A 22,322-nucleotide genomic window follows, 5' to 3' on the forward strand; every position below is an offset into this window, starting at 1 on the left:
ATTTTTCTTTTTGTTGTCGAGGGACATCCTGCCGGGCTGAAACAGCTCACTGCGGCCCGACAGAGAATCTTTGTTAATTATTCGAATCAGTTGTGTAATTGAAGGCCTGTGAGTCGTGACTCATGGGGGCAGAACGAACCGTCCCAGGTATCAGAAAGTGTGAAAGCGCAGGGATCAGAACCAGTGCGCCGACCATGTTCCACAGGAACATGAACGCCAGCAGGATGCCCATATCGGCTTGAAACTTGATCGGTGACCAGGCCCAAGTAATCACGCTCACCGACAGGGTCACCCCCACCACTGCCACCACCTTTCCGGTGAAACTCAAGGCCCTGCGGTATGCCTGCGCCAGCGTTGCACCGGCGCGCTGCTCAGCCAACTGAATACTCAGCAGATAAAGCGCGTAGTCGACACCGATACCGACCCCAAGGGCAATCACCGGGAGTGTGGCAACCTTGACTCCTATGCCGAGATAGACCATCAGGGCCTCGCACAGGAAAGAGGTCAGTGCCAGCGGCAGCACCGCCACGACCACAGCGCGCCAACTACGGAAGGTAATGAAGCACAGCACTGCCACCGCCAGGTACACATAGACCTGCATTTCGATCCAGGCCTTGCGCACCACCTGATTGGTGGCAGCCTCGATACCCGCATTGCCTGCCGCTAGCAGGAATTGATACTGCTCATTGTTATGACGCGCCGCGAAGTCCTCGACCACAGCGGCGACCTGGTCAAGCGTATCGGCCCGGTGATCGGTCAGATAGGCAATCACCGGCATCACCGAACACTCAACGTTGAACAAGTCCTGATTGTTCACGCTGGCCGCCTGAGCGCCGTAGTTGATGACATCCTGGTTACGGCTCAGTGTCAGCCACTTAGGGTTACCCTCATAGCTGCCCGAGGTGATCTGCCGCACAGCCCCCACCAGCGACTGGGTCGTCTGCACTCCCGGCAACTGCTCAAGCTCCCAGGCGAGGCGATCCACTGCATCCAGCACCTCATAGCGCATACAACTGTCCGGCGGCGTTTTCACAATCACGGCAAACTGATCGCTGGAAAGGGTGTAATGATTCACCACATAGGCATTATCAAGGTTGTAGCGAGAGTCCGAGCGAAGCTCCGGCGCACCGGCATCAAGATCACCGATCTTCAAGTGGAAACTGGTCATGAAGCCCAGCCCCCCCAGAAGCAGGCCAGCCAATAGCGCTGAAACGGCCCACCTGCGGCGGGTGAAGGCTTGCAGACGTACCAACACTCCGACCAGGCTCCAAGGCGCTGGCTCACTTTCCTGCTCCTGCAGGCTACGCTGTGCTGCCGAAGCGCTAACACCGGTATAAGACAGAAGGACCGGCAGTAGAATCAGGTTGGTAAACACCAGCACGCCCACACCGATACTGGCCGCCAGTGCAAGGTCTCGGATTACCGGGATATCGAACAACATGAGGACAGCAAAGCCCACCACATCCGCCAGCAACGCAGTCAGCCCCGCCAGGAACAAACGTCGGAAGGTTAACCGCGCAGCAACCAGCCGATGCACTCCGCAAGCAATATCTTGCATGATGCCATTCATTTTCTGCGCGCCATGGGACACACCAATCGCGAAGACCAGAAACGGCACCAGAATCGAGAAAGGATCAAGCTTGAAGCCCATTAGCGCCACGAGCCCCAACTGCCACAACACGGCAACCAGCGAACAGGCGACGACCAGCAGAGTACTAATCAGGCAGCGGGTATAGAAATAGATGATTAGGCTTACGATCAGCGTGGCGACGGCAAAGAACAGCATCACCTGCGATAGTCCCGCTACCAGCTCACCGATGATCTGGGCGAAACCGACGATATGGAGGCTGACCTTTCCCTGGGCCTCGTACTTGTCGCGAATTTCAGCAATTCGCTTGGATAATACCGCGTAATCCAATGCCTGACCGGTGGTGGGATCCTTGTCCAGCAACGGAACGAAGATCATGCTCGAGCGGTAGTCATTGGCTACCAGGTCCCCGAGAATCCCTGCCCGCCCGAGATTACGCTGCAACTTTTGCAGCTCTGCTTGCGAGCCGTCATATGCGCCAGGCATGACCGGACCGCCGCGAAAGCCTTCCTCAGTCACCTCAGTCCAGCGTACGGCGGGTGTCCACAGCGACTTGACCCATGCCCGATCCACACCGGGCACCATAAATAATTCATCGGTGATCTGGCGCAGCAGCTCCAGGTACTGCGGATCGAAAATCTCGCCATGGGGGTTGGCCACCACCACTCGTAGCGCCCCGCCAAGACCACTGAGCTCTTCGCTGTTGTGCAAGTAGTTCAGTACATAAGGGTGGCTTTGCGGCAGCATCTTTTCGTAGCTGGCACTCAAGCTCAGGCGCGTCGATACCACGTAGGCCATCAGTACGGTCATTATCGCGCAGAGCAACAACACCACCAGGCGATGATTGAAAACCAGGCGTTCGGCACGGCCACCCGAGGCGGGATCAAACACTAGATTGGTTCCCGACTCCTGCACGCTCATAGACATGTTCATGGCTGTACTCCGCTCTTGCTGGTCACGCTTCGCACCCCGTGGATGCCAGCCAGTACCAGGCCGGCATTCGCCGTAGCCGCGACTGCAAAGAAGGGATAACGCTGCTCGATATCCTGGGATTGAAAGTGCCGGCCTCCATCAGCAGAGCGAAACACCTCACCACCAAGACTCACCATCACCAGATCCTTCCCATTGGCAGTACTTGCCGAAGTTAGTGCCAAGGCACTGTCGAGTTGGCTTTGCTGCCAGCTGGCGCCGCTGTCGCGAGTGATCCAGGCATTGCCCATCAGGCCATAAACCAGCAAGCTGTCGGCATCTCCCAACGCCCCAAACCAGGAGCCTTGATAAGGACTCTGAACCTTCTCGAAGGCCTCGCCATTCAGTGCCTGGCGCAGAATCAGGCCCTGCTCGCCGACGATGAACAGACGCCCGAAGGCTTGCTGCATACCGTAGAGATGCAGACCACGTGGGTTTTCGATCTGATCGGATACCGACTGCCAATTCTGACCACCATCGCGGGTACGCAGCAGCAAGCCACCTGCACCTAATGCATAGCCATCGTTGGCATCAAGGAAATGCAGTGCCAGCAGCGACTGATTCAGGCCCTGCGAAGCGGCCTGTTCAAGATCGAGCAGAGCGCGCGGGTTCAAATCGCGATCCATACGTGCCGCTTGTGCCCTCAGCAGCTCGGCAATCCGATGCCCATCCAGCTGCAACCGCCAAGTAGCCCCGGCATCCTGAGTGTGCAGGATTACGCCGTCGTGCCCGACAGCCCACCCCAAGCGTTCACCAACAAACTGTAGGGCCGTCAGATCGGAGCTGACCGGAACCTGCGCCTGGTGCCAACTGTGACCACCGTCATCGGACCAAAGGATATGACCACGTTGTCCGGCGGCGATCACGCGCTGGCCAGCCACGCTCAGAGCCGTCAGCAGACCCTCGCCAGCCTTTTCGGAAAGTCTAGAGGGAACCTCTAGACGGTCCGTCAGGGAGCGTTCCTGAGCAGACACGCTACCTACCATCAGACCAATCCCCAGCAGCGACAGGCACAGGAGTTGGCGAACGCCCTTGATGCTAAAAGATGGGGCAAATACGCAACGGCCACCCGGGACGAAGAATCGTTTTCTCATGGGCTCCTCCACCCTCTTATCAGGGCTTTTATTCTTATTGCCGCACCAGGCAACTCAGTACGGATTGGCTGTTTTCGCTCCCCCCGGCACATAGGCCAGGGAACGTCACATGAACAAACACTACATAAGACCGTCTGGACGGTCAATATAAAGGCAGCACTTATTTTCACCGTGCAGCCGCTTTCTACTAGCGATCCACAGGCGTGTTACTCAGCGACGTAAATAAGTCTGTACGATCGGCCCGTCTTCGCGCAGGGCATGACAGCCATTCACCGCAAACTCTGGCAACGTATTTAAGGTATCGAAACCTTCACCATCGCCCTCCAGGCAGTTCCAAAGGGTCTGATAGGCCACTGTAGAAAGCGGCCCCAACAGCTCGGTGACATGTGTGCAGCCAGCCACCCCACGGAACAGCCTGCGCCCCGCCTGAATGAAGCCCGATTCGATCCGCATGCCAACGAGCTGCTGGTAAGCCTGCGTGATACTTGAACAAATTTTATAAGGGGAGTGCGTGAAACAGGCCTGCACCTCATGAATAAGCAACGTTCGATCGACGGCGACACGCAACATCAATCCGTGAATCGGCTCTTCCGGATGGATCAGTCGACGCTCGATCAAGCCAATTTCGAAGGGTTTGGTATCGACCAGTGTGGCTTCGATATCCCATAACCCGTCTTCACGGACATAGCCCTGACAAACCACCTTTCGGGTGTGAACCAGACTCCGGCCGGGCTTTGCTGGCGCCTCCCGTTCAGCGGACATAGACAGCCCCACTACGCTGTAACACGTCAATGGCCGAAGCCTTGAGGCCAAGCCCCTCCAATATCGAGAGCGTATCCGCGCCCGCCTGCGGCGCCAGATTACGGATCTGACCCGATGTTCGGCTGAACCTCGGCGCTGGTGCCGGTTGCATCAGGCCCTCAAAGTCCACGAAGGTGCCACGCGCCAGGTTATGCGGATGGACCAACGCTTCGTGCATATCCAGCACAGGCGCAAAGCAGGCATCCGTGTTTTCCAGCAATTCGCACCAGTGCCGACGTGGGCGTGAGAGGAACACGGTCTTCAGGCGCTCGCGCAATTGCGGCCAGGTTTTCTTGTCCCACTGGCGTCGAAGTGCAGACTCGGTGATCTCAAGTTTATCCAGCAGCAGATGGTAAAATTGAGGTTCGATGGCAGCGACCGAGACATAGCCACCGTCTGCGCACGCATAAGTTGCATAGAAGGGCGCCGAGCCGTCCAGAAAGTTTTCCCCCCGACGCGGGCTCCAGCTTTTTTCCGCCAACAGTCCATAGAGCATGGCCATCAGGGTCGCAGACCCATCACTCATGGCCGCGTCCACCACCTGCCCCTTACCGGAGTGCCGCACATCCAGCAGCGCGCATACCACGCCGAAGGCCAGCATCAGCCCTCCCCCACCATAATCGCCGACCAGATTCAGCGGCGGCATCGGCGGTTGCTCAGGATTCCCCATGCCATACAGAGCACCGGATAAAGCAATGTAATTGAGGTCATGTCCGGCCGATTGGGCCAAGGGACCATCCTGTCCCCAGCCGGTCATGCGCCCATAGACCAGTGCCGGATTGCGCGCCTGGCACACCTGCGGACCAAGGCCCAGACGCTCCATCACACCTGGCCTAAAGCCTTCAATCAGGACATCCGCTGTCTCAAGCAGGCTCAGCAGCGTTTCTATCGCTTCGGGCTGCTTGATATTCAAGGCCAACGAACGGCGACCACGCCCGATCACTGCCGTAGCCGCCCGCAGGCTATCGAAATGATCCCCGCCCCCCTCTCTAGGGGGACGATCGATGACAATGACATCAGCCCCGAGATCAGCCAGCAGCATGCCGCAGAACGGGCCAGGACCGATACCGGCCATTTCGATCACCGTTACGCCGACCAACGGGCCGGAACGCATTGATTGCATAGCCATTACTCCTCAAATCCACGCATAACGACAAACTCATCCAACCCCATACGGGGGCTGTCCAGATGGTTGGCTGGCGCCTGGGCATCCGGCTTTCCGATGGCCATGCCACAGAACAGCATCCAGTCATCAGGGGAGCCGACAAACTCGGTAACGGTACGGTGATATAAGGCCCAAGCTTCCTGAGCACAGCTGCCATAGCCACGCTCCTCCAGGAGCAGCATGAGTGTCTGCAGGAACATGCCAAGGTCGGCCCACTGCGCCTTTCCCATACAACGATCGACAAAACAGAACAGGCCGACCGGCGCCCCAAAGAAAGCAAAGTTGCGAGCAAACCAGCGCTGACGCCCGGCACGGTCTTCACGCTCGATCCCCAGAGTACGGTACAACCGCTGACCAATATCAAAGCGATAGTCCCGGTATGGCTCCTTCAGGTTCGGCGGGTAAATGGGGTACTCCTCCGGATCAGGCTCCCCCGCCTGCAGACGCACCTGCATCCGGGCACAGAAACGACTCAGCTCCTGCCCCCCCAGGACATACACACGCCATGGCTGCACGTTGCCGCCCGAAGGTGAGCGCGCTGCCAGTTGCAACACCTCACGCAACACCTCAACCGGTACCGGATCACTGCCAAAAGCACGGACACTGCAACGGTTTCGTATGGCTTCGCTCACGCTCTGTTGACTCATGTCGCATCTCCCTCAGCGGTCGCTACCACACCCCGATCAAGCAACTTGCCAAACTCCACCGAGCTCAGCCCCAGCACCTCGGTCAAAACACTTTCAGTGTCTTCGCCCAATCGGGGTGCCGGGCGTGGAGCCTGACGCCGGCTGGCAGAAAAGCTCAATGGCAGGCCCGGTATCAGAAGCGGGCCAACACCTGGCTGCTGCACTTGCGAGAACATCGGGTTGGGCTCGTCGCCAGCCAACGCCTGGACAACCTCTGCCATTTCTCGGTAGCGGCTCCAGCACACCCCGTGATGGTCCAGAATCCGCGCCGCCTCAACCAGGGTCAAACGGACAAACCAAGGTTCGAACAGCGCCGCAATGGCATGCCTGCCTAGATAGCGATCACCCTCGCGCGACCAGTCCAGACTCAACTGTTGGGCCAGCGCCTGCAGCGGCTGCTGAAGCCCTGTCGCCTCACAAAGCCCCTTCCACTGGCGCGCGGTCAGGCCCACGACCATGATGCGGCTCCCATCCGCCAGCACGAAGTCGCGTCCAAAGGCGCCGTATAGGTAATTACCTACCCGTTCACGCGCTCCTCCCAACTCGGCTTCAGCGGTAAAGCCCAAGTGCGCAACCACAGCTAGCGCTACATCCTCAAGCGCCAGCTGCACATGCTGGCCTTGACCAGTCAGGCGACGGTGCCGTTCCGCCGCCAGCAGCCCCGTGGCAGCCATTTGCCCAGTGACCAGATCCCAGGCCGGCAGCACATGATTGACAACAGCTGCAGTCGAAGCCTCGGGGCCTGTGATCAATGGCAACCCCACCGAAGGGTTAACGGTGTAGTCCACCGCCGAACCACCCTTGCGGTCGCCCTGCACAGTCAGCTGGATCAAATCCGCCCGTTGCTGGCGCAACTGCTCCCAGTCAAGCCAGCCACGGGGGGGGAAGTTAGTCAGCAACATACCGGCATCCGCACCCTCCGCGCAGATCAGAGCCATGGCCAATTCACGCCCCTCTTCACTGGCAATATCGATGGCGACCGAGCGCTTGGCCTTGTTCAGGCCACACCAGAACAGACTGGTGTTATCCTCGGTCACCGGCCAGCGGTGGTAGTCCAGACCTCCACGCAACCCATCGATGCGAATCACCTGCGCCCCCATCTGAGCCAGCGTCATGCCGCCGAGGGGGGCTGCGACAAAGGCCGAGACTTCGACAACCCGCATTCCTTCAAGAATCGTATTCATGCTGACTCCAGTGCGTTCTCCAGCAAGCTGCGTGCAATCACCTTGAGCGCCAACGTTTCTTCAGCGCCTTCGAAGATCGACAGTACGCGCGCATCGACAAAGTAGCGGCTGACGGCCGACTCCTCGGCGTAGCCCATACCACCATGAATTTGCAGGGCCTCGCGGGTAATCAACTCTGCCGATCGGCAGGCCAGCAATTTGACCAGGCTGGCTTCCATACGACCGGCCCCATCTTGCATCAAGCGACCCACGGCATACGTCAGTCGGCGACAAGCCACAAACCGAGACGCCATACGGGCCAACTTGGCCTGAGTCAGCGGATAATCCACCAAGGGCGCAGCGAATACCTTGCGGTCTCCCGAGTAACGAATAGCCGCCAGCAAAGCCGCACGCATAACGCCACAGGCACGCGCTGCGGTCTGCATGCGTCCACCCATCATGCCGGCCATGGTGTAGTAGAACCCCTTACCAAGCCCGCCTTGCTCGCCAATCAGACAGTTATCTGGAACGAAATAGTTGTCAAAAAACAGATCGAACGAGTGCATGCCCCGATAGCCAATCGTCGGTATCGCGGTGCCCGTCAGGCAACCACCGCCTTCCTGAACTTCTTTGAAGGCATGCTGATCCGTCGACTGCTTCTCGACCAGGAACAAACTCAACCCCTTGTGCCCCAGGCTACGATCCGGATCAGTACGTGCGACCACCATCAACAACCCGGCCTTGCCGGCAAAGGTGCACCAGCTTTTGGCACCATTGAGCAACCAGCCACCCTCGCAGCGACTGGCTCGCAGGGATAGACCGGCCACATCCGAGCCAAAATCCGGCTCGGTGATAGCAATGCCACACAGTGGCTCGCCAACGGCAATACGCGGTAACCAGTCGTTTTTCTGCTGTTCAGTACCCCCCGCCAACAAGGCCCGGGAAAGAATCTCAGGACGGGTGATCAGGCTACCGGCAGCGGCCAACGACGCCTGCGAGAGCGCTTCTGTGACCACGATCATCATGATGTTGTCATCACGATCATCCGGTGCAGTGCCTCCGAAACGCTGCGGTATTGAAAGGCCGAACACCCCCATATCACGCAACGGCTGCAACAGCGTTTCTGGTACCGTAAGGTCGTGACGATGAATACCCTCTGCCTGTGGTGCCACCACTTCCTCGGCAAAGCGCCGGAAGCTGTCGCGAGCCATTGCCAGATCCTGATCCTGATCCAGCGACTCGGCACCGAGCTCATCATCACGCTGGAACACTTCAAGGCCTGCCTGCTGCAAAGCCTCTGCACCACCACCGGCGGCCCGCAGCTCACGCCAGGCGGTGCTGCGGGCTAACTCTTGCAGGGCGACTGGATCAAGATCCAGCTCCAGAAAAAGCCCCTCAAGACGAGTCAGCAGCGCCTGCACGGCCTCACAGATGAACACAAGCGCCAGGCGAGCCTCATTACCTGGATCCTTAGCCAGGGTCTCAGCCGCAAGCAAATCGGCGCTGGCCAGTGCCAGCTCGTAGCTGGGAACCTGGTGCCGATCCAATAGATCGGCATCCAGCTGACCGCACTGACCGCGCCGGCAGCGAATAGCCAGACTCTTGGTCGCAAGCGAGAAAGCCTCACGAAGCGTTACCAACAACGACTGTGCATTTTCCAGTTGTGCCGCCAGGGCACTCATGCTCGAACCCCATCAAGCACAGCCAGTGCCTTGGCCGCCGCATTGCGCGCGGTTACTGCGCAGGCCTGAGTACCGCCATCGCCATACTCCTTGACCGCATCGCCTACCTGCCAGAGGTTGCTCAACGGAGTGTCCTGCGGCATATCGAATCCGGCACAAGTACGCTGGGCCGGCCATTCACCGCGCATCACACGCACCGACAGCATCTTGGCATTGGCGAAGCCTGGGAACAGGTCATGCAGATCCTGTAGCGAAGCTTCGATCTCGGCCGCCTCATCGAACGCATCGATGGCCGGGCGCGGTACTGCGTAGGCCACATACAGGTGCCAGCCAGGCGGCGCCATTTCCGGGCACGTCGCCGTCATTTCACCCATGTTGCACAAACGACGGGTCGGACCGAAGGTAATCAGACCCGGGGCATCGATCAGGCGCTCACGGGTCGCGAAGTTGATCACGATGTTGGACGCCGGACGCAATGTGTTCGCCGCTTGAGCCGCGTAATCACCTGCCAGAATATCCGCTCCGGCCAGCGCCGCAGTTGCCCGCGGACCGATATTGCTGATCACTGTGGAGGCAGCGACCCAGATACGCTCGCCATTGCGCTCCACTTCGATGGCAGTGACACGACCGTCTTCAACACGCAGCCCTTGGGCTCGGCTTTCCAACCAAACTTCACCGCCGTGGGCACGTATGGCATCAGCCAGATCATTCCACAGGCCAATGGTGCCACGGGGGCAGAAACCGAAGCGCTTGAACGCGCCCTTGACTGCAAAGTAAGTCAGGAAGGCACGAGCGGGCAATTCATCGGAATTGACCGCAAAAATAGCGGCACACAGGTTGCGAAAAATCGCATGCACCGTCTGGTTCTTGGTGTACTTGGCCAACCACTCGGCGGTCGTCAGGCGGGCCTCGGGCAGATCTCCACCACGGGCGTCGGCGAACTTGGCGCCAATCTTGGCAGCCTGCTTGGTGAAGGTGCCGAGGAGAAAACCCCATCCCCCACCCTTGGCCACGTTGATCACCTTGCCATCCACGTAGAACACGGTTGCCGGATTCGGCTCACGTACATCCATCCGTACATCAAGGGCCGCAAAGGTTTCTTCAAAAGTACTGCCTAGCTCGATAGCAATCGCACCGATGTTGACGATGAAGTCGTCAATCACTTCACTGGAGGCGCGGCCGCCGACACGGTTCAAACTCTCGACGACCAGAACACGTTTTCCGGCTGCGACCATGCGCGCAGCGGCGCACATACCCCCTGCACCTGCGCCGAGAATAATGGTGTCGTAATGCTGGACCGCTACATTTGTTGTTGTCATATGTACTCCTGCTCGCAAGGCATCCACTTAATAACGGAAGTTCTTTCAATTAAAAGACCGTATGGTCGGTCTTTTTATAGCATGCATGTCTACAAATAAAGTCTTATTTTCCTAACCGCGCACGACAGCCAGTGCCGTCATACCAATAAATCCGTCCTGGTCCAGGCTCCACAGCTGCAATTGCTCGCCTTCACGGCGACCACATAACCGAATCGGCCCCTGAGCGAACGTCGGCCGTATCGCGCGGAACTTAAAATTCTCTACACCCCCAGGTCCTGCCTGTTCCAGTGCCAGCTCCAACAACGCGGTCGCGAGCAGTGGCCCCTGCACCACCAGACCGGGATAGAACTCTTCTTGCACAGCATAGTCACGGTCGTAATGGATACGGTGACCGTTATAGGTCAGGGCTGAAAAACGAAACAGCAGCACAGGATCTGGCTGTAGCACTCGCTCCCACTGTGCCTCCTCGATCGGCCGCTGTCCTATCGGCAACGGCATGGCCGAGGTGGGTGCATCGCGGTACACCAGATGTTGCAACTCTCGGACTCGACAGGCCTGCTCCTGGAAAATCAGATGCTCCAGCGTCACGAACACCAGACTGCCCGATTGTCCCTCTTTCAACTCGACGGACATTACCCGGCTCTGCCGCCGGGCACTTTGGCCAATGATCAGCGGCTTATCAATGCGCAACTGTCCGGATGCCCACATACGTCGTGGCAGTGGCACCGGAGGCAGGAAATCGCCTTTGAGCGGGTGTCCATCCACCCCTGTTCCCAGCGTCGAAGGGGTGTCCAGAAAGTACAACCAGTGCCACGAAGGCGGCAGGGGATCGCCCATTTCAAGCAACGTGTCACGAGACAAGGCCGCCGCCAAGGCACGTGCTGGGAACACCGGCAGTTGATCTTCCATCACCCGCTCACGACCGACCCAGCCTTCGAGATGCTTAATATCAATCATACCGCTCTGGCCTCGCGCGCCGGTTCTTCGCTCAGCAGTGACAAGCCGGCCTCAGCGCGGCGCACCAACCAAAGGCTTGGACGATAACGGGGATCGCCCGTGTACTGATGCAAGTTACGCAGAATCCTCAACACCCGCTTGGGCCCGATCCGATCACCCCAGGCCAATGGCCCGCACGGGTAGCCCAGCCCTAGGCGTACCGCGTCTTCAATATCTGCTACGCAGGCAATCCGGCGTTGGGCGATATCGGCTGCAATATTAACAATGGTCGCCAGCACACGCTGCAGCACAAATCCCGGGCTGTCATTAATCACCGTTACCGGAGCGCCCAAGGCCACGAACAATGCATGGGCCGCGTCGCGAACTTCGGCGCGGGTGCCAACCGTCTGCATCAGCGTCACCCGCCCGCCCGGCAGCCCCAAGGGGTCCACTGCGATACAGCGCTGCGGATCCAGCCCCAGACGCAGACAGGCAGTGGTCGCGTCCTCGCCCCAGGGCTGAACGATCTGGATCGAGGCCTGCTCGGCACTCTCCACGACCCGTGCGCAGCCCGTTGCAATAATGCGATCCAGCAGCGTGTCGTACTGTTCGCATTCAGGCGCCACCCAAACAGTCAAGGCACCAGGCAGGCGTGGGACGGCCAACGCTTGCGGCTCAATCCGTACAGCGCCGTCATAGCGGTACCAGCCCTCTCCCGTCTTACGACCGAACAGGCCGGCTGAAATCCTCGGCGGCACCAACGGTGATGGACGCAACCGCGGCTCCTGCAGGAACTGGCTATAAATAGAACTCATCACCTTGCCCGAGACATCCAGACCGGTCAGGTCCAGCAACTCGAACGGGCCCATGCGAAAGCCCGCCGCCTCACGCAGAATGCGATCTACATCAGCGACATCGGCTACCTGTTCCTCGACAATCCGCAAACCCTCAGTATAAAGCCCGCGACCAGCATGATTGACGAGGAAGCCAGGCAGATCCTCTGCAACCACCGCACGATGGCCGGCGCTTTCCACCAGCGCCACCAGCGCCGCAACCACTGGCGGTGCAGTACGCACCGCAGCGATGACCTCGACCACTTTCATCAGTGGCACTGGATTAAAGAAATGCAGCCCGGCCACCCTTTGCGGAATTCGGCAACCTGCGGCGATGTCGGCCATGACCAGCGACGAGGTGTTACTGGCCAGAATCGCTTCGTCGCCGATGATATTCTCCAGCTCAGCGAACAGCTCGCGCTTGACCTGCAAATCCTCGACTACCGCCTCTATCACCACTGAACAACCGGCCAATTGCTGCAACTGGTCAACCACCTCGATCGAGGAAAGGATCCGCTGGCCCTGCTCGGCACTGAAACGTCCCTTGCCAACGCCTTTGCCAACCATCTCAGCGATGTACTCGAGCGCCTTGCCCGCCGCTCCGGTGAAGGCATCGAATAGTCGTACCCGATAGCCCGCTTCGGCGAACAACTGGACGATGCCGCGGCCCATTGTGCCCGCGCCGATCACGCCAATAATCTTATTCGTGTTCATGCTCGTACCCTGTCGTGATCAACGGCCGATATAGCTCGGTGTTCTTTTCTCCAGGAAGGCGCGCATGCCCTCCTCCTGATCCTGAGTATCGAACAGCAACAAGAACTCACGATTCTCCAGGGCCAGCGCGGCATCCAGAGACATATCCCCACCCTGGGCCAATACCCGACGCGTCGCCGTCACCGCCAGAGGTGGCATTGCTGCAATCCGCCGAGCCAATGCCTTGGCTCTTTCGACAGCCTGCCCCGGCTCGCATAGCTCTGCCACCATGCCCAGCTGCCAGGCACGCTCCCCCGACAACAGATCGCCCGTGAGCAGTAGCATGCTCGCCACCGGACGCCCAACCGCTCGCATCAGGCGCTGGGTGCCGCCGGCCCCCGGCATAATCCCTACCTTGAGCTCTGGCTGGCCGAAGCGGGCACTGCTATCCGCCACGATGAAGTCACACATCATTGCCAGTTCGCAGCCGGCTCCCAGGGCAAAACCGCTGACCGCGGCAATCAACGGCTTGCGACTCTGCGCGAGCGGCGCCCAATACTGCCCAAGGTCGAGTTCGGCGACGTCCTGCGCACCCTTATCAACCAGCAGATTGAGATCGGCTCCTGCTGCGAAAACCTCATTGCCACCGGTGATAACAATCACTTTGATGCCGACCTCGCCTTGCAACTCGATCACGCCGTTGGCAATTGCGCTACGCATGTGCAGATCTAGCGCATTGCGCTTGGCCTCACGATTCAGGCGCAACACACCGACGTCGCCGTCACGCTCAATCACGACCATTTCTTCACTCATACTTTGAGCCTCGCTGTCAGCGTGAAATCGGGATCTCGCCGGGCACTGAACGCCGCAAAACCTTCTTTAAAATCGGCGCCTAGCAGCAGGTCTGCCTGATCGTCCTCCTCCCGCTTCAACTCGCTCGGCAAGTCCTCAGCAGGATGGTTCAAACGCTGCTTCATGCGAGCAAAGGCTTCCTGCGGCAACCGGGCCATTTGTTCGGCCCGATGCAAAGCACCGGCCATGATGTCGCCATCAGTGACGAACTCGTCAGCAAGCCTAAGACTTACAGCCTCTTCTCCCGACAACACCTGACCGCTTGTCAACAAACCTCGGGCACAGGGCAGACCGACCCGCGCGGGTAGCGTGCGTAGGGTGCCCCAATCCGGTGTCAGCCCCAGTTTCATGAAGGGGAAGAGGATCTTGCTGCCAGGTCCCACCACAATGTGATCGCCCAGTAGAGCAAGGCCTACGGCCGCTCCGGCGGCGAAACCTTCCAGCGCCGAAACGACCGGGACAGGTAAAGCCGCCAGACTCAAGCAGAGCCGACGGATATGGGTCATCCGGGAACGCGCTTGCGCTTCAGTCAACCCCACCATGCTGGGCACATCGCCGCCCGCAGAGAAGATGCCACCCACACCACCACACACCAACGCACGTACGCCAGGATCAGCACTGATTTCACTCAGATGTTCGATCAGCGCCTGACGCACGTCGTAGTCGATCGCATTGCGCTTATCCGGGCGGTTGATCAGCAGCCGCGCCACTCCAGGTGCGGGATCATCCCTCAGCACTACTCGCTCGGCCATGATCAGCGTCCTTCCAGACCAACGATCGACACGGAGCAGACGTTCTGCGACGGCTGACCGCCCAGGTTATGGGTCAGACCCAGGGTCGGGTTGGCTAGCTGACGGGTACCTGCACGGCCCTGCAACTGCAGATACATTTCGTACAGCATGCGAATTCCGCTCGCCCCGATGGGATGGCCAAAGCACTTCAGCCCACCATCAATCTGACAAGGGATCTTGCCGTCGGCATCGAACACACCGTCCAGCACATCCGCAACCGCACCCCCCTCGACGGACAGCATCAGATCCTCCATGGTCACCAGTTCGGTAATCGAGAAGCAGTCATGTACCTCCGTCATGCTGATCTCTTCCCGCGGATTGCGTATACCAGCTTCCATATAGGCCTTGCGGGCAGCGATGCGGGCGGTATGCACGTAGCTGCCGTCCCACTCGTTGGATTGCATTTCCCAGCCATTGGATACCGATACCTGCAACGCCTTGAAGGTCACAAGATCTTTCTTGCCGAGGCTGCGGGCAATTTCCGGTGTGGTCACAATCACTGCCGCTGCACCATCGGATACACCACAGCAATCAAACAGCCCCAGCGGTTCGGCGATGATCGGCGCATTGAGCACCTGTTCTACGGTGATGTGCTTACGCAGGTGCGCCTTGGGGTTCTTCGCACCGTTGGCGTGGCTCTTGACCGAAACATGCGCAATTGCGCGCTTGAGCAGATCCACCGGCACCCCATGGCGACGACGATAGGCCGAGGCCAATTGCGCAAAATTTGCCGGTGCGACGGCGTTGGGGTACCACTGCGGAATCAAGGTGCCCACACTGGCGAGCGGCAAACCGCCATAACCGGTGTCCTTAAGTTTCTCCACTCCCACCGCCAGGGCAATATCACAGGCCCCAGCAGCCACGGCATAGACCGCCGCACGAATTGCCTCGGAGCCACCGGCGCAGAAGTTCTCCACGCGAGTAACACCAATGTTCGGCAGACGTAGAGCAATGCCCAAGGGAGTTCCGCCACGGCCCACCCCGACATCGTCCATATGGGTCGAGAACCAGGCCGCATCCAGCTGAGTCGGCTCGATACCGGCATCCAGCATGGCCTCGTTATAAGCCTCTATCATCAGATCTTCGGGGCTTGCATCCCAGCGCTCGCCAAAACGGCTGCAACCCATTCCGAGGATGGCAACCTTGTCTTTGATTCCAGTACTCATAAGTCACTCCAAAAATCAGTTGTCGGCGGATTTAGCCTGGTTGCGCACCGGGGTGGCCTTCCAGAAATAACGGACAAAGCCGCGTCGCTCATCGATGTCCTTGATCCGGAAAACCATTTCCATCGTGGTTCCGGAATCCACATCGCCCTTATCCAGATCAGTGAACTCCATCAGGATGCGGCCACCGCCTTCGAAGTCGACCTGCCCGTAGTAATTCGGGGGGGCAGGGTGATACGAGAGGTATTCCGCAGACCAGCTGAGGATCTGCGCACGGCGCTCGGCCAGCTTGTAGGGCACCTGTGAGTCGAGCAGAGCACCTGCCGGATCATGAGACAGGCGCGACGGTGGGAAATGCACACGCCCAGTTTCCCTGCAGCGCCCGCCAACCAGCCCGAGAATCGCGCTTTTGTGCCGATACAGGGTTGTCAGTGCCGTTTTCTTGTCCTGCTCGCCACGCATACCACGCTCGAGGCGCAGCTGATTATTGAACGAGAGGAACTTGGTGTAGTTGCTTTCCTCTACACCGCGCGCGAGCCAGCCCGACACGCCCAACCGAGGGCGGAAGCGAGCAATGTGCTCGGTCGTGCGCAATACGAGCGCCTGGGCACCACTGGCAAACTGGCTGACCACAATAATCTGGCCGGGAGTGGCGGTTTCCAACACAGCCGTCAGCATCAACAAGGCGTGCGCAGTACCCGTGTCGCCCACAGTCGCCGCCAGGTTGTTCACCACCGCCTCGGCACGCATCCCAAGGGTTTTGGCGACGCTCTGATCCAGCTTGGCCATCACACTTGGGAAAATGAAATGATCAACTTGCTCGGCCTTCACGCCGGCGCTTTCCAGTGCAGCCTGAATCACGCCTGGGACGATCTTGCCAACGCCTTCCTCGCGAACCCAGCGTTCTTCCCAGTGGTAATCGATCTCCTGGCCTGCAGAGCGGAAGTGATCGACAAAGTCCAGAGTATCCGTCGCGCTGCCCAGTAGCTCAGCCACCACCTCACCACGCCCCACCAACAGAGCCGCTGCGCCATCACCATAATCCAGCTCGGCAGAGCTCGCAGCACGGGTGTGACGGTTGTCGGCAGCCAGCACCAGCGCGCAGCCCTTGCGGCTATCAACCTGATGCAACGCATCCTGCAGCGCCCCAAGGCCCGCCCGTAGCGAGCCTCCCAGGTCACGGGCATCGATACCGCTATCCAGGGTCAAGGCTTCGGCTGCCACCGCTGCATTGAGACGGTCGGCGAACGGCAGCGTGGTCGAGGCCAGCCACAGCGAACGCACATGGTTGCGATCATCCGACGGCCCCAGACAGTCACGCGCGGCCGCCACTGCCATGGTGATGCTGTCTTCATCCCAGTTGGCCATGGCGCGCACGCCTTTGGCCTTATTCTGCAAACCTGGCGCAAACCAGGCATTAGCCTGCGCTACTGCCTGCCGACTGAGTCGCAGGCGAGGTACATAACTGCCATATCCGAGAATCCCGATCATTGCGAGAGCCTTCTGCGTTTAAGAGTTGTAAGGATTTGAATGAGGCGGCCAATGCGCCTCTAAGTGCTGCCCGACTGCGGCGATGGCTTCCTGAGCCTGTGTCAAGTGCTGGGGGAACTGCTGAAACACATGAATCATTGCGTCGTATACCTGCAACTGCACAGCCACTCCGGCAGCCTGTGCCTTGTGGGCGAACATCCGTGAGTCATCAAGTACAGTTTCGCGATCACCGACCTGTAGCAGTAACGGCGGCAGCCCTTGGAGCTCAGCAAACAACGGAGAAACACGAGGATCCGACGCATCCTGCTGGCCGAGGTAATTGCCGGCCATGGCCAACACCATCCGACGCTGATGGATAGGGTCACTATCAGCTCGCGTCTGGTAGCTTTCACCACTGGCAGTCATATCCGTCCAGGCCGACATCACCGCGGCACTGGCTGGCAACGCCATACCTGCCTCACGTAGCTGTAGCAGTAGTGACAACGCCAACCCACCCCCAGCCGAGTCACCGGCCAGCGCAATGTTCGTTGCAGGTACGCCCTGCTCCAGCAGCCAAGCGTAAGCGCTCAGCGCATCATCCAGAGCGGCCGGAAAAATGTGTTCGGGCGCCAGGCGATAATCCACTGCCAGTACCCGGCAACGCGCTGCTGCCGATAGTCGATGCATCAGGTCGAAATGCGAACGCACCGACCCCACTTGAAAGCCACCACCATGGAAGTACAACAACACCCGATCCCTATCGATTTCAGGCGCGTCAATCCAGGCGGCGCAAACACCGTCGGCATCCACAGGCTGGGAACTGTCTGGTGACACTGTCTCACCGAAAAGACGATCCCAATCGGCCCGCATCTGAGCCACGGTAGTCTCGCGCCCCCAGCTGCCGTACACCGCCTGGACCTGCTCAATCACCTGGTCGATGCTCATTGGCCGCACCCCATGCCACCGGATACGCCCAGCACTTCGCCAGTGATATAGGCCGCTTCGCGAGACACCAGAAAAGACACTGCAGCAGCGACCTCATCCGGAGTGCCCAGGCGCCCGACCAGGGTCGACGAGCACATGGCGTCCAGCAGCCTATCTCCACCCTCAGCCACCGCTTGACGCAGTAGCGGGGTATCGATGGGGCCTGGCGTGATGACATTAGCCGTGACGCCGTAACGAGCACTCTCACGCGCAATCGAACGTGTAAAGGCAATGACCGCACCTTTGGAAGCAGCATATACAGCACCGCCGCGCGACCCCATACGACCCGCCTCTGAGGCGATATTCACAATGCGTCCGTGGCCACCCGCCTGCATCGCCGGCAACAGCAGGTGAGTGGTATTGAGCACCGAGTAAAGATTCACCGCCATCAGGCGATTCCATTCTTCTACCGACGTATGAGTGAAGAAGGCGTGTTGGTCGACACCAGCGCAGTTGACCAAAATGTCGAAAGGCTGTCCGGCGAAGGCCTTGACCTGGTCGTAATCGCTCAAATCAATACAAGCGCTGCTTGCTCCTACTTCTTGAGCTAATGCCTCTGCTGCCAGCACATCACGATCGGCGATGAACACTTGCGCGCCATCCGCTACCAAACGTCGAACGACAGACGCACCTATCCCATTGGCACCGCCGCCAACGAAGGCGCGGCGCCCTGCAAGATCAGTCATAGCGACTCCTAGCGGCCGGTAAATACAGCCTTGCGGCGTTCAATCACAGCCGCCAACCCTTCACGAGCATCGGCTGTACCTGAGAGTTCGGATACCGTGCGGCTTTCTTCAGGCAGACAGGCTTCGACGCCCAGCCCGAGCCCGCTCCAAAGCAAACGCTTGGTGGCAGCCAGCGCCAGAGGCGCTCCAGCGGCCAGTTCTCGCGCCCAGGCAAATGCACTGGACTGCAGCTCATCGTCTTCGACAATGCGATTGATCAAGCCAAGCTCCAACGCCTGCTGTGCATCGAGCACCGGATTGGTCAGCAGAATTTCGGTGGCTTTGCGCAGACCCACCAAACGTGCGAGCGTCACGGAGACACCCGCATCAGGAGCCATGCCAACCCGAGTGGCTCCAGCAAGGAATTTCGCAGAACGCGCAGCGACAACCAAATCGGCAGAGCAGACCAGCCCCATGCCCCCGCCACCGGCCGCAAATCCCTGGACGGCAACAATGACCGGCGCATTCAGGTGCATCAGCGAGGAGGCCGCAATCTGCAGATAGGAAGTCGCTTGGCGCAAGTAGTGGGCAAGCCCTTCTCCCTTGCTGGCGAAATCATGCACATCACCACCGGCACAAAAGTGTTTGCCTTCGCCAGTCAGCAAAACAGCTCGAACACCAGGCTCGCCGTGACACTGCATGATCACATCATGCAGGGCTCGTAGCAGTTCGATATTCAGGCCATTGGATGAAGCTGGACGATTCAGACGGATATGCGCAATACCATCCTCGTGCATATCCAACAGCACAGGTCCTTGTGCAACCAACACGCGGATACCACTGTCTTGTAAGGCATTCATCAGCTAATTCCTTGTAGTTGTTTTCGTCGGGGCAACGCTCGCACAGCCGTCAGATCAGGAAGGACATGGAGTAGAGCGGCTTCGTGTTATTGGTCAGCCTGACCTTCTTGAGCACCATCCGCAGCTCGCCATCAACCCGCCGCAGCCGATAATCGTTACGCGACGGCCAGATCGTCTCGCCACGCAAATTGACTTCGTAAACAAAGGCATTAGAGGTCACACGAATTTCATCGCCTTGAACATCAAGCACCTCGATGTTGGATATCAGACGACGCAAGCTGGAGCGCGGCGACTGGCTGTGCCGCTTGCCGGTATGTAACTGACGGATTCGCAGCGCGATGCGCGAGCGGTTGTCATAAACAATCGACATGTCGTGCTCAGGGTCACCGCCGTCACCATTGGCCGGAATCCAGTAGACGCCATCATCAGTCCAGAGCGCTTCCCAGGCATCGTACTCATGCTCGTCCTGATAACGCCCCTCCGCATAGATAAAGCGGGTCACTTCGCGCAGCAACGCATCATCGTGCTCAAAAGCGCTCATTATTTCGCCTCCATCAGGGAACGGTAATGCGCCCACATGCCCCGAGACGGAACTTCGTCCGTCGCATCACCAACCATGAATCCATCCTCATCGATTCGTTCACGGTGCTTGCCCCTGCCCAGAAACACCCATTCCGGCTTGCGGACCTGAACACCTCGCTGGTTACGCTCATACATCTCTGAATCATCCGCCAGAAGAAATCCGGCCGGTCCAACAGATCCCATCGTTTGCTGACGCATGCGGCGATTAAGTTCAGGCGCACCTTTGAACTGCAACGCAGTGACGTGCTGGATGGTTTCATCCACTGCCAGTGGTTGCAGCACAAATATCTGGATTTCAGCAATAAACAGATTGGGGAAAATCATGGTGTGCGGCGTACCGTCGATCATGATTTCTCGTGCTTTTTCCTCTCCGTATGCGGCTTTCATATCCCCGACATACGCGGGCATGCGCTCTTCTGTGGTTCCAAACCAACCCAGCGGCTTGTCCAATTTGCGGAATTCCGGACGCAGGTCGCACTCCGAGTGACCATTCCCCAGGTAGCGAGTAACAGCCGTCGATTCACTGCTATACAGATCGCCAATACCGCTCTCTGCCACACTGAAAATGGAAGCGTGAACAAACTGCGGGTGGTAGCCATCCGTCTCGTTCTCGACCACAAACTTCCAGTTGGTCTTGGCCTGGTGCTTGAGGAAACCAGCGGTGATTTCCACTTCCCCCTCCGGCGAGTTACGCACCAGGCGATCGATGGCTTCTCTAGCTCCGCCCAGATGCTCTTCCAGGCTCGGGCCCTGCTCAGCGAATGAGCCAAATACAAACCCTTTATAGGACTCGACGCGCGGCACCTTACCCAGACCCAACTTCGTTCGGTCGACGCCTTCATAGCCAGAAGGGAATGGATAGCCCCGCAGCTGACCTGTATTGGTAAAAGTCCAGCCATGGTAAGGACAGGTGAAAGAACGTGAGTTGCCCTTTTCCGACAGACACACCTGATTGCCACGGTGCGCACAACGGTTGAGCAATAGATGAATTTGCCCTTCACGGTCACGCGTCATGATCACCGGCTGCAACCCGATGGACTTCATTACGAAGTCATCCGGGTTTTTAACCTCGCTTTCATGACCGACATAGACCCAGGTGCGGTACCAGATCTTCTCGAGCTCCTCCTCGAAAATTTCCTTGTTGGTGTATACCGAACCATGGACATATTCGCCCTTGAAAAACTCACCCCATTTGCGCCCTGTCGGAATTTCTCCCATGACACCACCCTCAGATCGATTGTTGTAGTTGAAAACCTGTGCACCGTCGTCGCATCTACCCTCCCGTCATCCAGGTAGCAGGAAGCAATCAGCTGACAATCACATTTCCACGACCACAAAATAGTCCGTCCAGCCGGTCTTGTAAACAGTAAAATTCTAGAGCCCCTCCCGAAGCGCTCGCTTGAAGCGTAATTACCACACCAAGCCCTTTTGGCTTAGGAAAACCGTCGCGATCCCCTGGAGACCAGCCACGGCCATCATCCCTGCTAGACAAGTCTTTTTTACTCAATTAATATTCCGTCCGGTCGGTCTTTTTAAAACAACAACCATCATCTGGCAGGAGTGCTCACCATGCCTGAGTTGATCTATATCGAAAGCAATGGAACTACCCACCGCGTCAACGCCGCCCCCGGTCAAAATCTGATGCAGGTGGCGCTAAGAAACATGGTGCCCGGCATACTGGGGGATTGTGGCGGAATCTGCAGCTGCGCCACGTGCCATGTAATGATTGATGTCGCATGGCTGGAAAGGCTTCCCGCCATGTCCGAAACCGAGTCATTCCTGATCGAGGGAGTATCTGACGCACAAGCAGGTAGTCGCCTGAGCTGCCAAGTCAAGGTGACTGATTCGATTGACGGCATGGTAATTCGGGTGCCGGCGGAACAATTTTAGCCAGCACGTCGGGGTAGTCTCCTGGGGTTTAGCAGAGCAGTCGGATCTGAACAGGCGACGGCATACCTGGACCGCCTGGTGTCATACATTGGTCAACCCTAGTTTGCACGATAGCTGTCCGGCAAATGGTCCCTCT

Annotated in this window: 20 protein-coding genes; 1 reads left to right on the forward strand and 19 read right to left on the reverse strand. The window is 58.6% G+C overall.

Annotated features, from left to right (window positions below; genetic code table 11):
* Positions 1–73: 73 nt before the first annotated feature.
* The 19 genes from QMK58_RS18335 to QMK58_RS18425 all read right to left on the reverse strand — a co-directional run bounded on the left by QMK58_RS18335 (position 74) and on the right by QMK58_RS18425 (position 21,514).
* Complete coding sequence (locus QMK58_RS18335; RefSeq protein WP_413817386.1) at positions 74–2,521, reverse strand: efflux RND transporter permease subunit; 2,448 nt, start codon at positions 2,519–2,521, stop codon at positions 74–76.
* A complete protein-coding gene (locus tag QMK58_RS18340) occupies positions 2,518–3,651 on the reverse strand; it encodes a WD40/YVTN/BNR-like repeat-containing protein (RefSeq protein WP_320395225.1) in 1,134 nt (377 codons plus the stop codon). The genes QMK58_RS18335 and QMK58_RS18340 overlap by 4 nt, the downstream gene beginning before the upstream one ends.
* A 210-nt stretch (positions 3,652–3,861) precedes the next feature.
* Positions 3,862–4,413: a DUF2889 domain-containing protein gene (locus QMK58_RS18345; RefSeq protein WP_320395226.1), complete on the reverse strand. Its 552-nt coding sequence runs from the start codon at positions 4,411–4,413 to the stop codon at positions 3,862–3,864.
* Complete coding sequence (locus QMK58_RS18350; RefSeq protein WP_320395227.1) at positions 4,403–5,575, reverse strand: CaiB/BaiF CoA-transferase family protein; 1,173 nt, start codon at positions 5,573–5,575, stop codon at positions 4,403–4,405. Before QMK58_RS18350 ends, QMK58_RS18345 begins: the two co-directional genes overlap by 11 nt.
* A gap of 5 nt (positions 5,576–5,580) precedes the next feature.
* The gene (locus QMK58_RS18355) at positions 5,581–6,264 is read right to left on the reverse strand and encodes a nitroreductase (protein WP_320395228.1); all 684 of its coding nucleotides are present in this window, start codon (positions 6,262–6,264) and stop codon (positions 5,581–5,583) included.
* Positions 6,261–7,487 (reverse strand): CoA transferase, encoded by a 1,227-nt coding sequence (locus tag QMK58_RS18360; protein WP_320395229.1) that lies wholly within the window; start codon positions 7,485–7,487, stop codon positions 6,261–6,263. The genes QMK58_RS18355 and QMK58_RS18360 overlap by 4 nt, the downstream gene beginning before the upstream one ends.
* The gene (locus QMK58_RS18365; protein ID WP_320395230.1) at positions 7,484–9,148 is read right to left on the reverse strand and encodes an acyl-CoA dehydrogenase family protein; all 1,665 of its coding nucleotides are present in this window, start codon (positions 9,146–9,148) and stop codon (positions 7,484–7,486) included. The genes QMK58_RS18360 and QMK58_RS18365 overlap by 4 nt, the downstream gene beginning before the upstream one ends.
* Positions 9,145–10,467, reverse strand: coding sequence for a phytoene desaturase family protein (locus QMK58_RS18370; RefSeq protein WP_320395231.1), 1,323 nt, complete (start codon positions 10,465–10,467; stop codon positions 9,145–9,147). The genes QMK58_RS18365 and QMK58_RS18370 overlap by 4 nt, the downstream gene beginning before the upstream one ends.
* Before the next feature lie 111 nt (positions 10,468–10,578).
* On the reverse strand, positions 10,579–11,424 hold the full coding sequence (locus QMK58_RS18375; RefSeq protein WP_320395232.1) for an acyl-CoA dehydrogenase: 846 nt from the start codon (positions 11,422–11,424) through the stop codon (positions 10,579–10,581).
* Positions 11,421–12,950, reverse strand: a complete 1,530-nt coding sequence (locus tag QMK58_RS18380; protein ID WP_320395233.1) for a 3-hydroxyacyl-CoA dehydrogenase — start codon at positions 12,948–12,950, stop codon at positions 11,421–11,423. The genes QMK58_RS18375 and QMK58_RS18380 overlap by 4 nt, the downstream gene beginning before the upstream one ends.
* A gap of 18 nt (positions 12,951–12,968) precedes the next feature.
* On the reverse strand, positions 12,969–13,742 hold the full coding sequence (locus tag QMK58_RS18385; RefSeq protein WP_320395234.1) for an enoyl-CoA hydratase-related protein: 774 nt from the start codon (positions 13,740–13,742) through the stop codon (positions 12,969–12,971).
* Positions 13,739–14,533, reverse strand: a complete 795-nt coding sequence (locus QMK58_RS18390) for an enoyl-CoA hydratase/isomerase family protein (protein ID WP_320395235.1) — start codon at positions 14,531–14,533, stop codon at positions 13,739–13,741. The genes QMK58_RS18385 and QMK58_RS18390 overlap by 4 nt, the downstream gene beginning before the upstream one ends.
* Before the next feature lie 2 nt (positions 14,534–14,535).
* Complete coding sequence (locus tag QMK58_RS18395; RefSeq protein ID WP_320395236.1) at positions 14,536–15,738, reverse strand: acetyl-CoA acetyltransferase; 1,203 nt, start codon at positions 15,736–15,738, stop codon at positions 14,536–14,538.
* Positions 15,739–15,753: 15 nt separating this feature from the next.
* On the reverse strand, positions 15,754–17,226 hold the full coding sequence (locus QMK58_RS18400) for a hydroxymethylglutaryl-CoA synthase family protein (protein ID WP_320395237.1): 1,473 nt from the start codon (positions 17,224–17,226) through the stop codon (positions 15,754–15,756).
* 18 nt (positions 17,227–17,244) lie between these two features.
* Entirely contained in the window at positions 17,245–18,150 is a 906-nt protein-coding gene (locus QMK58_RS18405; RefSeq protein WP_320395238.1) for an alpha/beta hydrolase, read from the reverse strand.
* On the reverse strand, positions 18,147–18,875 hold the full coding sequence (locus QMK58_RS18410) for an SDR family NAD(P)-dependent oxidoreductase (RefSeq protein WP_320395239.1): 729 nt from the start codon (positions 18,873–18,875) through the stop codon (positions 18,147–18,149). Before QMK58_RS18410 ends, QMK58_RS18405 begins: the two co-directional genes overlap by 4 nt.
* An 8-nt stretch (positions 18,876–18,883) precedes the next feature.
* Positions 18,884–19,714 carry an enoyl-CoA hydratase/isomerase family protein gene (locus QMK58_RS18415; RefSeq protein WP_320395240.1) on the reverse strand — a complete coding sequence of 277 codons (831 nt, stop codon included), beginning with the start codon at positions 19,712–19,714 and terminating at the stop codon, positions 18,884–18,886.
* Positions 19,715–19,763: 49 nt separating this feature from the next.
* Positions 19,764–20,255: an aromatic-ring-hydroxylating dioxygenase subunit beta gene (locus QMK58_RS18420; RefSeq protein WP_320395241.1), complete on the reverse strand. Its 492-nt coding sequence runs from the start codon at positions 20,253–20,255 to the stop codon at positions 19,764–19,766.
* Positions 20,255–21,514 (reverse strand): aromatic ring-hydroxylating dioxygenase subunit alpha, encoded by a 1,260-nt coding sequence (locus QMK58_RS18425; RefSeq protein ID WP_320395242.1) that lies wholly within the window; start codon positions 21,512–21,514, stop codon positions 20,255–20,257. The genes QMK58_RS18420 and QMK58_RS18425 overlap by 1 nt, the downstream gene beginning before the upstream one ends.
* Positions 21,515–21,865: 351 nt before the next feature.
* Here QMK58_RS18425 and QMK58_RS18430 point away from each other — a divergent pair, with 351 nt between their 5' ends.
* Positions 21,866–22,186: a 2Fe-2S iron-sulfur cluster-binding protein gene (locus tag QMK58_RS18430; RefSeq protein WP_320395243.1), complete on the forward strand. Its 321-nt coding sequence runs from the start codon at positions 21,866–21,868 to the stop codon at positions 22,184–22,186.
* The last annotated feature ends 136 nt before the right edge of the window (positions 22,187–22,322 follow it).

The organism is Pseudomonas sp. P8_241 (assembly GCF_034008315.1).
Classification (GTDB): domain Bacteria; phylum Pseudomonadota; class Gammaproteobacteria; order Pseudomonadales; family Pseudomonadaceae; genus Aquipseudomonas.